This is a genomic window from Acetobacter musti, from assembly GCF_011516835.1.
Classification (GTDB): Bacteria; Pseudomonadota; Alphaproteobacteria; order Acetobacterales; family Acetobacteraceae; genus Acetobacter; species Acetobacter musti.
This window is the reverse complement of sequence record NZ_WOTB01000006.1, coordinates 189,078-201,741: the sequence shown is the minus strand read 5'-3', so window position 1 is coordinate 201,741 and position 12,664 is coordinate 189,078. Positions and strand designations below refer to the sequence as shown.

9 protein-coding genes are annotated in these 12,664 nt (G+C 63.1%); 5 read left to right on the top strand and 4 right to left on the bottom strand.

Annotated features, from left to right (window positions below; genetic code table 11):
* Positions 1 to 8 precede the first annotated feature (8 nt).
* From GOB93_RS06865 to GOB93_RS21465, 3 genes are read right to left on the bottom strand one after another with little or no spacing between them, the layout of a single operon-like run.
* A complete protein-coding gene (locus tag GOB93_RS06865; RefSeq protein ID WP_242010584.1) occupies positions 9 to 1,127 on the bottom strand; it encodes a Gfo/Idh/MocA family protein in 1,119 nt (372 codons plus the stop codon).
* A complete protein-coding gene (locus tag GOB93_RS21470) occupies positions 1,124 to 2,215 on the bottom strand; it encodes a sugar phosphate isomerase/epimerase family protein (RefSeq protein ID WP_338422310.1) in 1,092 nt (363 codons plus the stop codon). Before GOB93_RS21470 ends, GOB93_RS06865 begins: the two co-directional genes overlap by 4 nt.
* Positions 2,212 to 3,147 carry a sugar phosphate isomerase/epimerase family protein gene (locus tag GOB93_RS21465; protein ID WP_242010583.1) on the bottom strand — a complete coding sequence of 312 codons (936 nt, stop codon included), beginning with the start codon at positions 3,145 to 3,147 and terminating at the stop codon, positions 2,212 to 2,214. The genes GOB93_RS21470 and GOB93_RS21465 overlap by 4 nt, the downstream gene beginning before the upstream one ends.
* Before the next feature lie 345 nt (positions 3,148 to 3,492).
* Between GOB93_RS21465 and GOB93_RS06855 the strand changes: the two genes are divergently transcribed.
* From GOB93_RS06855 to GOB93_RS06840, 4 genes are all read left to right on the top strand, one after another.
* On the top strand, positions 3,493 to 4,539 hold the full coding sequence (locus GOB93_RS06855) for a LacI family DNA-binding transcriptional regulator (RefSeq protein ID WP_173582742.1): 1,047 nt from the start codon (positions 3,493 to 3,495) through the stop codon (positions 4,537 to 4,539).
* A gap of 126 nt (positions 4,540 to 4,665) precedes the next feature.
* Entirely contained in the window at positions 4,666 to 5,454 is a 789-nt protein-coding gene (locus GOB93_RS06850; protein ID WP_173582741.1) for an ImuA family protein, read from the top strand.
* Positions 5,354 to 6,916, top strand: a complete 1,563-nt coding sequence (locus tag GOB93_RS06845) for a DUF6504 family protein (protein WP_173582740.1) — start codon at positions 5,354 to 5,356, stop codon at positions 6,914 to 6,916. The genes GOB93_RS06850 and GOB93_RS06845 overlap by 101 nt, the downstream gene beginning before the upstream one ends.
* Positions 6,913 to 10,074: an error-prone DNA polymerase gene (locus GOB93_RS06840; protein WP_173582739.1), complete on the top strand. Its 3,162-nt coding sequence runs from the start codon at positions 6,913 to 6,915 to the stop codon at positions 10,072 to 10,074. The genes GOB93_RS06845 and GOB93_RS06840 overlap by 4 nt, the downstream gene beginning before the upstream one ends.
* Before the next feature lie 357 nt (positions 10,075 to 10,431).
* Here GOB93_RS06840 and fghA read toward each other — a convergent pair whose 3' ends face one another.
* A complete protein-coding gene (fghA, locus tag GOB93_RS06835) occupies positions 10,432 to 11,283 on the bottom strand; it encodes an S-formylglutathione hydrolase (protein ID WP_173582738.1) in 852 nt (283 codons plus the stop codon).
* Positions 11,284 to 11,614: 331 nt separating this feature from the next.
* On the opposite strand from fghA, the gene GOB93_RS06830 reads away from it, so the two are divergent.
* Entirely contained in the window at positions 11,615 to 12,490 is an 876-nt protein-coding gene (locus tag GOB93_RS06830) for a bestrophin family protein (RefSeq protein ID WP_173582737.1), read from the top strand.
* Positions 12,491 to 12,664: the final 174 nt, after the last annotated feature.

Genomic DNA, 12,664 nt, shown 5'->3' with positions numbered 1-12,664 from the left:
GCGGCCTGTCACGGGGTGAGGGAAATCCAGGCACCGTCCGCTGCGCCGGAGGTCAGTGCGGCGGCGACGAAATGCTGGCCGCGCAGCCCGTCCGCGAGCGTCGGCAGAAGCGGGGCCGGCCGGCCTTCGATCCTGTCGGCAAGATCGGTGTAGAGCCGCGCGAAGGCTTCGAGATAGCCTTCCGGATGACCGCGAGGCAGGAGCGAGGGGGCAGTGACACCGGTGGCGCCGCGCACGATCCGTTCGCTGTGACCGTCGGGGAAGGAAAGGATCAGATCCTCGGGGCGTTCCTGCGCCCATTCCAGACTGGCTTTTTCGCCGAAGATCCGCAGCCGCAGGCCGTTGCCGCAGCCGGTGGCGACCTGACTGACCCAGAGGCCGCCGGTTTCGCCGCCGGGGAAGCGGAGCTGCATCTGGGCGTCATCGGGAACCTCGCGGCCGGGGACGAGACGGGACACACGGGCGGAAAGGGCGTTACAGCGCAGGCCGGTGACGAATTCCGCGAGGTGGAAGGCGTGGGTGCCGATATCGGCGAGGCAGCCGCCGGGGCCGCCTTTTGCCGGGTCGAGGCGCCAGCCGCCGGGCGCATCGGAAGCGCCGAGCCAGTCCTGAAGGTATTCGGCCTGAATGCTGCGCAGCGGGCCGAGGCGGCCTGAGCGGATCAGGGTGCGAGCTTCGCGCACCATGCTGTAGCCGCTGTAGGTGTAGGCGAGCGCCATTCTGTCACCCGACATGGCGAACCGGGCGGCGAAGTCTTCGGCTTCGGGGAGAGTGTTCGTCAGGGGTTTTTCGCAGAAAACCGGGATTCCGGCGTCGAGAAAGATCGCAGCGACAGGAAGGTGCAGGTAATTGGGGGTGACGATGATGGCGAGGCGAATGCCGTCGGGACGGGCGGCCTCTGTCCGGGCCATGGTGGCCCAGTCGTCGTAGATGCGATCGGGGTCGAGCCTGAGAGCGGTGCCGGCGGCGCGCGCGGTTTCGGGGTGGCCGGACAGGCAGGCCGCCGTGAGGGCGAAGCGTCCGGTCAGGGCCATGGCGCGGCGGTGGACATCGCCCATGAACGCGCCGAGTGCGCCGCCGATCATGCCAGCGGAGATGAGAGGAGCGGGGATCGGAAGAACGCTCATGGCTGCGCGGTGTTTCCGTCCGCTGGTGGCTCCGGTACTGTCGGAGGCAGGCCGAGACAGGCGTGGCGCTCGGCGTCGGTGAGAGTGCCGCCGGCGAAGTCGTCGAAAGCCTGGGCGGCGACGTCGATCATGTGGCTGGTGATGAAAGGGGCGCCTTCACGGGCGCCCTGGGCGGCGCTTTTCAGGCAGCATTCCCATTCGAGCACGGCCCAGCCATCGTAGCCGTATTGGGCGAGGCGGGAGAAGATGCCGGTGAAGTTGATCTGGCCGTCACCGGGGGAGCGGAAACGACCGGCGCGGTCCCGCCAGTCCGCGTAGCCGCCATAGACGCCCTGACGGCCGGTGGGATTGAATTCGGCGTCCTTGACGTGAAAGGCGTGAATCCGGTCGTGATAGAGATCGATGAAGGCCAGATAATCCATTTGCTGAAGGAGCTGATGGCTGGGGTCGTAAAGGATGGCGCAGCGCGGGTGGTTTCCGGTGAGGGCGAGAAAGCGCTCGAAGCTGGTGCCGTCGTGCAGATCCTCGCCGGGATGCAGTTCAAAACAGAGATCGGTGCGAGCCTCGTCAAAGGCGTTCAGTATCGGGGTCCAGCGTTCGGCCAGGGTTGAGAAGGCCAGGGTGATGAGATCGTCATCCCGGGGCGGCCAGGGGTAGAGGTAGGGCCAGGCGAGCGCGCCGGAGAAGGTTGCGTGGGCATTCAGGCCGAGGCGGCCTGAGGCTTTCGCGGCCTTGAGGAGTTCGGAGACGGCCCATTCCGTCCGGGCTTCGGGGCTGTGCCATACAGCGGGAGGCGTGAAGCGTCGGAACGGGATGTCGTAAGCAGGATGAACGGCGACGCACTGGCCCTGAAGATGGGTGGAGAGTTCCGAAATGGTGAGGCCGTGTCCGGCGAGCATGCCGCGGATATCGTCGCAGTAGGTCTGGCTTTCCGCGGCCTTGCCGAGATCAAAGATGTCTTTGCGGTGGGTGGGGATCTGCAGCGCTTTGTAGCCGAGTTCGCCGGCCCAGTCGGCGATGCCGTCGAGGCTGCTGAACGGCGGGGTCTCGCCGAGGAACTGGGAGATGAAGAGTCCGGGGCCTTTCACGATGCGTCCTTTTTGGAGAGCGCGCGCACGAAAGCGCTGCCGCGTCGCAGGGCGGGTACGGGGTCGGGACAGGCGTCCAGTTCGAGGATCGGGCCACAGCGCAGGGGAGCCTGATCCAGCAGCGCACGCAGGCGGGGGAAGGACACGCGCCCCTGGCCGAGTTCGCAGAAATACGGTCTGTGGCGGGTGTGAATATCGGCGTCGATGGGGGTGTCGACGGGCATGGGGCCGGTGGCGTCTTTCCAGTGCGCGGCGACCGTGCGGTCCAGGTGGCGTTCGAGGACGCGTTCGGGCGATCCGCCTTCGAGTGTGATGTGGGCGGGATCGAGGCACAGATGGACGTAGCGAGGATCGGTCAGTAGCAGGAACAGGTCGATGTCGCGCGGGGCGCAGAACAGGCTGTGAGCTTCGGTGTGGAGAGCGAGGCTCACGCCTTCCTTTGCGGCGGCGGCGCCCATGCGGTTGAGGAGGGCGGCGATCGGCTGTGCGAGCGGCAGATCGACGAAGGAAAGAGGTTCGCTGAGGAAACCGGTGCGGCAGGGGAGGCCTGTGACCAGAACGGTCCCGCCGGTGGCGGCGAGGAACCGTGCGGTTTCGGTGACGGAGGCGAGGATGGCGTTTTCCGACGTGCCGTATTCGCTGATGGGAATACGGTCGAGATCGGGGAAGAAGCAGGACCAGGCGGCGATGTTGCGGGCGGCGAGTTCGGCGCTGAAGGCGGCCGGAGAGCCGAAGGCTGAGACGGCGCCGCGCCAGTCGAAGGGCGGGAAGGTGAGTTCGGCGCCTGTGAGGCCGGCGCTCTGAAGCACGTCGAGGATACGGGTCCAGAAGGCGCGGGGCTGTGTGGCGGCGAGGGCGGCGATGTCGTCCGGGGAGTCCACGTTCCAGAAGCGGGGATTGTAGAACGTGACGAGATCGGTGCCGATCTGCATGATGCGGGTGCTCCGGCTGATGACGTCCGAAAGAAGGCGAAGACTGCGTCTGGCAATCGTATGCCATAAAGTTTGCCACTATCCCTGTCAAGGACGTTTCGGGTTCGAAGCGTTATGAGCTAAGAGATCACAGTTATGGGGTAAAACAGCTGCCTGGAAAGGGTTGTTTCGTGATGTCCGTATCGGAGCCGAAGGGAGTGTTTTCCTGCTGTGAAATGGTGTTTGTGTTGGCATTCGATTGTTTTTGGGTCGGTTCCGGCGGCCGGATCTGAGAGGTGGCGTTGCTGATCATGATGGAACGGCGCGCGTGGCATGAGCGGCTTTTTCAGAAGGACTGCGCGTGCGATGGCTGACATGGAGGATGCTGAGGATCTTTCCCGTCAGGGCAGGGTCACGATTGCCGATATTGCCCGTGACGTCGGGCTGAATCCGTCGACTGTCAGCCGTGCGCTTTCGAATCCGGACCGGGTCAGTCCGGAGACGCGCAGGCTTGTTTCCCAGGCGGCTGTTCGCATGGGCTATGTGATGAATCAGATGGCCCGGAGCCTGCGGACCGGGCGGACCAGCACCATTCTCGTCACGGCGCCCGCGCCTTCGGACCGGTCCATCTCGCCGGTTGTGATGGATGTTCTGCGGGGCATTTTTTCCGAGGCGCGGCGGATGGATTACGGCGTTCTGGTCAGGGAGACGGAAAGCGGCGCCGCGACGCTCAGGCGCACGCCGGTCAGTGGGGTCGCTGATGGCATCATCAGTATTTCGGGGACCGAGGTGCTGATGCGGGCCGGAGGGGTGGCGCCTGATCTGGCCGGGGTTCCTGTGATCAGTCTGCTGACGGATCAGACCCGGCATGGCATTCCGAGCATTGTGGCGGATGAGGAGGCGGGTTTCCGGGAGATTGCTGAGTATCTGCTGTCTCGCGGGCACCGGCGTTTCGCGTATGTGCAGGGACCGGGCGAGGCCAGCGAGCATGACCGGCCGCGTTTGCGGGGGCTGTGTGACCGTCTTGCTCGGGAAACGCCGGAGATCCGGCCGGTCGTGCTGCTGGCCGGTGATTTCGACTTCGCCTCCGGCGCGCGTGCGGCCGGGGAGTTTCTGGCGCTTGATACGCTGCCCACGGCGGTTGCCTGTGTCTGTGATTTTGTTGCGCAGGGGTTTATTCATCGTGTGATGGAGGCGGGGCTGCGGGTTCCCGACGATGTTGCGGTTGTCGGTTATGATGACGTGGATTTTTCGGGCTGGACGACACCGGGTCTGACCACCGTGTCCCAGCCGACCGTGAAAATCGGTGAAGCCGGCGCGCGGATGCTGATCGATGCCTGTCTGGGGCGGTTTGAACTGACGGCGCAGCGGGTCATCATGCCGGTCAGTCTGATCAGGCGCCATTCGGCCTGAAGGGAAAGATTTCGGGGAGAGGTTGTCGGCGATATCCGTGGCGGATTGACTTTCGGTCATGAATGAGAACAAATAGTGAACATATTATTCTGACTTCAGCCTGTGACGCGCAGACGGATCACGCCAATGACCATTTCCGGACCTCGTCCCGCCTTGGGTCCCGCCCTGGCGACGCTGCGGGATCAGATCAGCCGGCTTGAGGGGCATGCTATCCGCAGGCGGGCGGTGCTGCCTTTCGGGGTCGATGAGATTGACCGTCATCTTCCGGGGGGTGGCCTGGTGTGTGGCGCTCTGCACGAGGTGTCGGGAGGGAACAGTGATGCGGTTCATGCTGCGGCGGCCGGGCAGTTCTCGGCCGGGATTGTGGCGCGCATGCGGGGCAGGGTTCTGTGGATTGTGACGGGGCAGGATCTGTTCGCGCCGGCGCTGCGTCAGGCGGGGCTGTCGGGGCGGCGGCTGATCTGCGCGCAGGCCGGCTCGGACGCGGATGTGCTGGCCTGCTTCGAGGAGGGGCTGCGGTACGGGGGGCTGGGGGCTGTCGTGGGGGAAGTCGGACGGCTGTCGATGATGGCGTCCCGGCGTCTGCAACTGGCGGCGGAGAAATCCGGCACGATGGGTATTGCCATCCGTCGCTGCCGGTATCCGCCGGAGATGGCTGATTTCGGTCAGCCCGTGGCGAGTGTGACCCGGTGGCGGGTTTCGGTGCGGCCATCCGCTGTGCTGCCGGTGCCCGGTGTCGGGCGGTCGCGCTGGCGGCTGGAACTGATGCGGGTCCGGTCCGGGGAGCCCGCCGTTTTTGAAGTGGAGGCCTGTGATGATCGGGGGAGGCTTGCGTCGTGTCGTCTCGCTCTGTCTGCCGCTCTGGCCGACGGACCGGCTCAGGAGGCGACTGGGTTCCGAAGCGCCCGGGCGTGATGTGGCGCTGGTGCTGGCCGGGCGTGAGGGACGGCGGCGTGTCGTGTTGTCAGTGGATCTGGCGGCCCGGCAGGCGGGGCTGCGGGCGGGAATGCCGGTTGCCCGGGCGCGGGCGCTGTATCCCGGTCTGATCATCATGGATGCCGATCCTGCGGGGGACAGGGCCGGGCTGGAGCGGCTGGCGTTATGGTTCCGGCTGCGGATTGCTCCCGTTGTCGCCCCCGATTTGCCGGATGGTCTGGTTATGGAGACGACCGGCGCGGATCATCTGCATGGCGGAGAGCAGGCGATGCTGGAGGCGATGATCCGGCGGCTGGAGGAGAAGGGCGTCACCGCGAAAGCGGCTGTTGCGGACACATGGGGCGCCGCGCATGGACTGGCGCGTTACGGGCGCGCCCGGATCATTGTTGCGCCGCCTGGCGGGACGGTGGCTGCTGTTGCGGATCTGCCTGTTGAGGCTCTGCGTTTGCCGGACGGTCCTGCCGATGATCTGCGCACGCTGGGCATATCGCGGATCGGGCAGCTTGCCGCCATGCCGCGTGCTCCGCTGGTTCTGCGCTTCGGTCCGGAAGTGGTTCGCAGGCTGGATCAGGCTTACGGACGGGAGGCGGAGGTCATCACGCCGGTCAGCGTCGCTGAGCCTGTTCAGGTGTCACGGAATTTCGCGGAACCGATCGGGGCGGCGGAAACGATTGCCCGTTATATCGGCAGGCTGGTGCCGCTGCTCTGTGCCGGACTGGAAGAACGCGGACAGGGAGCGCGGCGTCTTGAGCTGCTGCTGCATCGGGTGGACAGCCGGGTTGCGGCGATCCGTGTCGCTACAGGCTTTCCGGTACGGGATGCGGGGCGTCTGTCCCGGCTGCTCTGTGAAAAAATAGAGACTATTGATCCGGGGTTCGGGATCGAGCGCATGGTTCTGACGGCGACGCATGCTGAGCCTGTGGATCGCCGCCAGACGGTGTCCTGCCTGGCTGAGGAAGCGGAGCCGGATATTTCTGATCTGATCGACACGCTGGCAAACCGCATCGGGGTGCGGGCGGTGTACCGGTTCGTTCCTGTTGAGAGCGATGTGCCTGAGCGTTCTTTCCGCAGGGTGCCGGCGCTGGCGCCGGAGAGCGCAGAGGAACTGGCTGATGACTCGCTCCACGGCTGGTCTCATGAATGGCCGCGACCGGCGCGGCTGCTTTCCCGGCCGGAGCCGGTTCAGGCAATGGCGGAGCTGCCGGATCAGCCGCCGGTGTTTTTTATCTGGCGGGGTGTGCGTCACAGGGTGAGATGCGCGGACGGGCCGGAGCGCGTGTTCGGGGAGTGGTGGCGGGGTGATTCTGAACTGAGCGCTGTCCGGGATTATTTCCGGGTTGAGAATACGTCCGGCGAGCGGTTCTGGCTGTATCGTTCCGGGGATGGCGAGCATGGGGAAACCGGATCGCAGAACTGGTTTCTGCATGGGATCTTCGGATGATCCGGTATGCCGAGCTGCAGGTGACGAGTCATTTTTCGTTCCTGCGCGGTGCGTCTTCACCTGATGAGCTGTTCGCGCAGGCGAAGGCGCTGGGCATCGGAGCGCTGGGGATTGCGGACCGGAATTCGCTGGCCGGAATGGTGCGGGCGTATGTCGCGGCGCGGGAGACAGGGGTGCGGCTGGTTGTGGGCTGCCGCCTTGATCTGGTGGATTTCCCTCCGGTTCTGGTCTGGCCGGTGGATCGCGCGGCGTATGGGCGGCTCTGCCGGCTTCTGACGCTGGGGAAGGCGCGGGCGGGAAAGGGGAAATGCCGTCTCCTGTGGGAGGATCTGGAGGTTTGGGGGGAGGGGCTGCTTGTCATCCTGCTTCCGGACCGGGCTGACGAGGGTTGTGTCCGGCATCTGCGGATGCTGAGGGCGGTTTTTGCGGATCGTGCGTATATGGCGCTGACGCTGCGCCGGCGGCCCAATGATCAGATGCGGCTTTATGAGCTGGCGGGTCTGGCGTCGCGGGAGCAGGTGCCGGCGGTTGTGACCAATGATGTGCTGTTTCACACTTATGATCGGCGCATTCTGCAGGATGTCGTGACCTGCATCAGGCATGGCACGACGATCGACGATGCGGGATTTGCGCGGGAACGTCATGCTGATCGCTATCTGAAGTCGCCGGATGAGATGGCGTGGCTGTTCAGCCGGTATCCGGAGGCGGTTGCGCGCACGATGGAGATCGTGGAGCGCTGCCGGTTCAGTCCTGCTGATCTGGTCTATCAGTATCCGGACGAAGTTTCCGTTCCGGGGCAGACACCGCAGAGGACTCTGGAAACACTGACATGGGAGGGGGCGAAGGCTTTCTATCCCGGTGGCATTCCCGGTTCAGTCAGGGACAGTCTGAATCATGAGCTCGTGCTGATCGGGCGAATGAATTACGCGCCTTATTTTCTGACGGTGCATAGCATCGTTCGTTATGCCCGCAGTCAGGGTATTCTGTGTCAGGGGCGTGGTTCTGCCGCGAATTCTGCGGTCTGCTATGTGCTTGGGATCACTGCGATTGATCCGGCGTGTAACACCGTGCTGTTTGAGCGGTTCATCAGCGAGGAGCGGGGTGAGCCGCCTGATATTGACGTCGATTTCGAGCATGAGCGGCGCGAGCAGGTGATTCAATGGGTTTACGATCATTATGGCCGGGACCGGGCGGCGCTGACGGCTGTGGTGACGCGCTATCGCACCAGAGGAGCGCTGCGTGATGTTGGCAGGGTGATGGGACTGCCGGAGGATCTGATCCGGACTCTTTCCGGTCAGATATGGGGATGGTCGAAAGAGGTCGATCCGGAGCAGTTCCGGGAAACGGGAGTTGATCTGTCTGACCGGCGTATCCGGCTGACGCTTGATCTGGCGCATTGTCTGATTGATGTGCCGCGTCATCTCTCCCAGCATCCGGGTGGGTTTGTTCTGACCCGTGACCGGCTGGACGAGCTGGTTCCGGTTGAGCCGGCGGCGATGGACGGGCGGCAGATCATCGAATGGGACAAGGATGATATCGATGTTCTGAGATTCATGAAGGTCGATTGTCTGGCTCTCGGGATGCTGACCTGTCTGCGGAAAGGGCTGGATCTGCTCGCGGATTATAAGAAGGTCGTTCATACGCTGCATACGATCCCGAAGGAGGATGAGGCTACTTACGACATGATCTGCTGTGCCGATACGATCGGGGTATTCCAGATCGAGAGCCGGGCGCAGATGTCGATGCTGCCGCGTCTGAAGCCGCGCAGCCTGCGGGATCTCACGATCGAGGTTGCCATTGTGCGGCCGGGGCCGATTCAGGGGGGTATGGTTCACCCTTATCTGCGGCGCAGGGAAGGACTTGAGCCCGAGGACTATCCGTCACCGGCGCTGGAAAAGGTGCTGAAGCGGACGCTGGGCATTCCGCTGTTTCAGGAGCAGGTCATGCAGATCGCCATGGTCTGTGCGGGATTTACCGCATCGGAGGCGGATCAGCTCCGGCGGGCTATGGCGACATTTAAAAGCAAAGGCTCGATCGGGGCATTTCGTAAAAAGCTCATCGACGGCATGAGGGAGCGCGGCTACCCGGATGAATTTGCCGGACGTATCTGCCGGCAGCTTGAGGGGTTCGGGTCGTATGGATTTCCTGAGAGTCATGCGGCAAGTTTCGCGATTCTTTCTTATCTGTCGTCCTGGATAAAATGTCATCATCCTGACGTTTTTCTGGCGTCTCTTCTGAATTCTCAGCCGATGGGATTTTATGCTCCGGCTCAGCTTGTGCGGGATGCGCGGGAGCATGGCGTCGAGGTTCGGCCGGTCTGTGTCAATGCGTCACGCTGGGACAGCCTGCCGGAAGGGTCGGCTGCGGCGGATGGCCGGCTCGCGGTAAGGCTTGGGATGAGTCTGGTGAAAGGGCTTTCCCGTGAGGATGCTGTCCGCATTGTCATGGCGCGTGGCGGGAGGCCGTTTGCTTCGGCTGACGATCTCTGGCGCCGGGCGGGTGTGCCGGTTGCGGCGCTGAAGCATCTGGCGGATGCGGATGCGTTCAGGCCGGGTCTGGGTCTTGCGCGGCGTGAGGCGTTATGGGCGATCGGGGCATTGCGGGATGAGCCTCTGCCGCTGTTCGCGGCGATGTCTTTCGCACGTGAGGCCGATGAGACGGATGTGCTGCTTCAGCCCATGCGGGAGGGGGCTGAAGTGGCGCGGGATTATAACCGGTCCGGACTGACGCTTCGCGATCATCCTGTTGCTTTCCTGCGCGAGGATCTGCGGCGGCTGGGAGCTGTGTCCTGCCGTGAGGTGGCACGGGCCGGGGATGGTCGCGGGCTGATGGCGGCGGGGCTGGTACTGGTCCGGCAGCGGCCCGGTTCGGCGGGCGGAGTGGTGTTTCTGACGCTTGAAGATGAAACCGGCGTGCTGAATGTCGTCATATGGGCGGATATGTTTGAAAAATACCGGCGGGTCATTCTTTCGGGACAGATGCTTGCTGTGAAGGGGCGTCTGCAGAAGGAGGGAGCGATTGTGCATCTTGTGGCGTGGGAGTTCACCGATCTGTCGGGACTGCTGGCCGATGTGGGGAACCGGGATCTGAGCGGAGTGCGGGAGGATGCGTCCGGTGCGGCGGAGATTCTGGCTTTCAGAGCCCGGAATTTTCATTAGGGCTGCCGTGGGGAAGCTGCTTTCATTCAGGAGCGGGGTCTGCTTCCTGCAGTGATTTTCATTACAGCGACCATCTTGTGGAACAGCCGGAGAGGGTGGGGTGGGTCCGGCATCGTGTCCATGCGCTGTCTGGGAATGTCGGACGTATGCAGTCAGGGTGGGTAGCGGGCTTGTTGCTTTACTTTCTGCGGGATCACCGGACAGGGACGCAGGCGATGTTTTGCCCTGGATCGTTCTCCGACGCACATTTGTCGCATAATATATATTATGCCAACTCGAATGGTGGCCGGGTTATGCTCTCCGGGGAATGTGGCGGAAAACCAGATCCGCCACTCTCTGGCCAGGGTGAGGTTCAGGTCAGATGTTGTTCAGGACCGAGGCATGGTGTGTGAGATGGTCCTCGATGAAGCTCTGGATGAACCAGTAGGAATGATCGTATCCGGCGTGGTGGCGCAGTTTCAGGGGTTGTCCCGCCTCTTTTGCGGCGGCTTCGAGATGCCAGGGCTGGAGCTGTTTTTCGAGGAACTGGTCGGCGTTGCCCTGATCGATGAGGAGCGTCGTGGGGTGTTTGTGACCGGCTTTCAGCAGCAGCGTGGCGTCGTTCGAGGCCCAGGCGGCGCGGTCTGGACCGAGATAGGCTGTGAAGGCTTTTTCGCCCCAGGGGACAGCGGCCGGATGCGCGATGGGCGCGAAGGCGGAGACGGATTTCCACAGATCCGGACGGTTCAGGGCGTGGACGAGCGCGCCATGGCCGCCCATGGAATGGCCCATGATGCCGCGTTTTGTGCCGTCGAGCGGGAAAATCGCTTCCGTGACAGCGGGAAGCTCGCGGTCCAGGTAGCTGCCCATGCGGTAATGGGCGCGCCAGGGGGATTGTGTGGCGTCGAGATAGAAGCCGGCGCCGGCGCCGAGATCCCAGCTGTCGGTTTCGCCCGTCGTGCCGGCGCCGCGCGGAGAGGTGTCGGTGGCGATGAGGGCGATGCCGTGCTGTGCGGCGAAACGCACGACGTTTGATTTGATCAGGAAGGTTTCGTGATTACAGGTCAGACCGGCCAGGAGGTGGATGACGGGAACCGGCTTTTCCCGGCTGGCACCCTTCGGGATAAAGGCGCCGAAGCTGGCGACGAGGCCGAGTTCTTCGGACTGATGGCTGTAAAAACCGAGTTGTCCGCCGCAGCAGAGATGTTCGGAACGCGTTGTAAGGGTCATTTCTGAGTTCCTCCATTTCTGACTGAAACAGTCTATCCCAATAAAACGGGGCACGCACGTGTGGGAATGGTGGTTGTCCGGCCGGCTGTAGCGGGTCAGCTGAAAGTGTCCTGTCTGTGTTTTGCCCGTCTGTATTTTGCCGGTGCGTGGCGACATGATGACAAACGATGATCTTCCATGGATTTCCGGGATCCTGATGTGGCGGGTGACGTTGTCGCCGGGGCGAAGCTGTGTCACCACATTGTCAGGGAGAAATCTGAGTGAGCCGGAATATCTGCGGCGGATTCTGCGTGTTCAGTATTTGCAAGAGGGTCAGGGATAACGCTTCGCGATGATCGTTAATAAGCGGATCGGACTGACGATCCTTCTCCGGGAAAGCCTCGGCATTCTGCTTCTTCTGGGCGCCTGGGATTTTGTTGTCGTCTTTCTCTACCAGGTTTTTCATCAGGAATGGATGGAGATCCCTTCCCTCCCCCTCTCTCTCATCGGCTCGGCTCTGGCTCTGTTTATGAGTGTCCGCAACAACAGTGCCTATGCGCGCTGGTGGGAGGGACGGACATTGTGGGGTGCGGTGACGAATAACTCACGGTCCTTCGGGCGTCAGGTTGTTTCGATCCTGGGCGGGCGGCATGATCTGGTGCGGGCGATGGCGGCCTACCCTCACGCGTTGCGGATGGCGCTGGGTGAGGTGGATGCGTCGGCTGATGTGAACCGGCTGTTGTCGCCGGAGATGGCGGAGCAGATCAGGGGATGGGCGAACCAGCCCAACGGCATCCTGGTTCAGCTTGGCGTGGGTGTGACGGAGGAAGCGACGCGGCTGGGGATCGATGGGGCGCTGCATGGCCAGATCGACCGGATATTGTCCGATCTGGCCAACGCGCAGGGCGGTCTGGAGCGTATTCGCAAGACGCCGCTGCCGATTCAGTATTCCATTCTGCCGCGCACGCTGGCGAATATTTTCTGCATCGTGCTTCCGCTTTCGGCCGTGCAGACGCTGGGCTGGGTGACGCCGCTGGGGTCTTCCCTGGTCGGACTGCTGTTTGTTGTGCTGGATAAGGCCGGTGATGACCTGCAGGAGCCGTTCAGGAATTCGCCGCATGCGCTGCCGATGGCGGCGATGGCGCGGACCATCGAGACGGATCTGCTGCAGTCGATCGGCGAGCAGCCGGGGCCACCGGTGAAAATCGAAAATGGTATCCAGCCGTAAAGCCGTGACGTAAAAGACGCACTCCCGATCACAAAGCCATCAGTCGCCGCACGGAACGTTGACCGCATTACCGTTCTGTCAGATTTTGCTGTTTCATAATGTTTGTTTGCCAGGCTGCGTCATGTGATGTCCGTCATGCGGGCGGCGTTTTTGTGACGCGGTGGCTGACAGAGA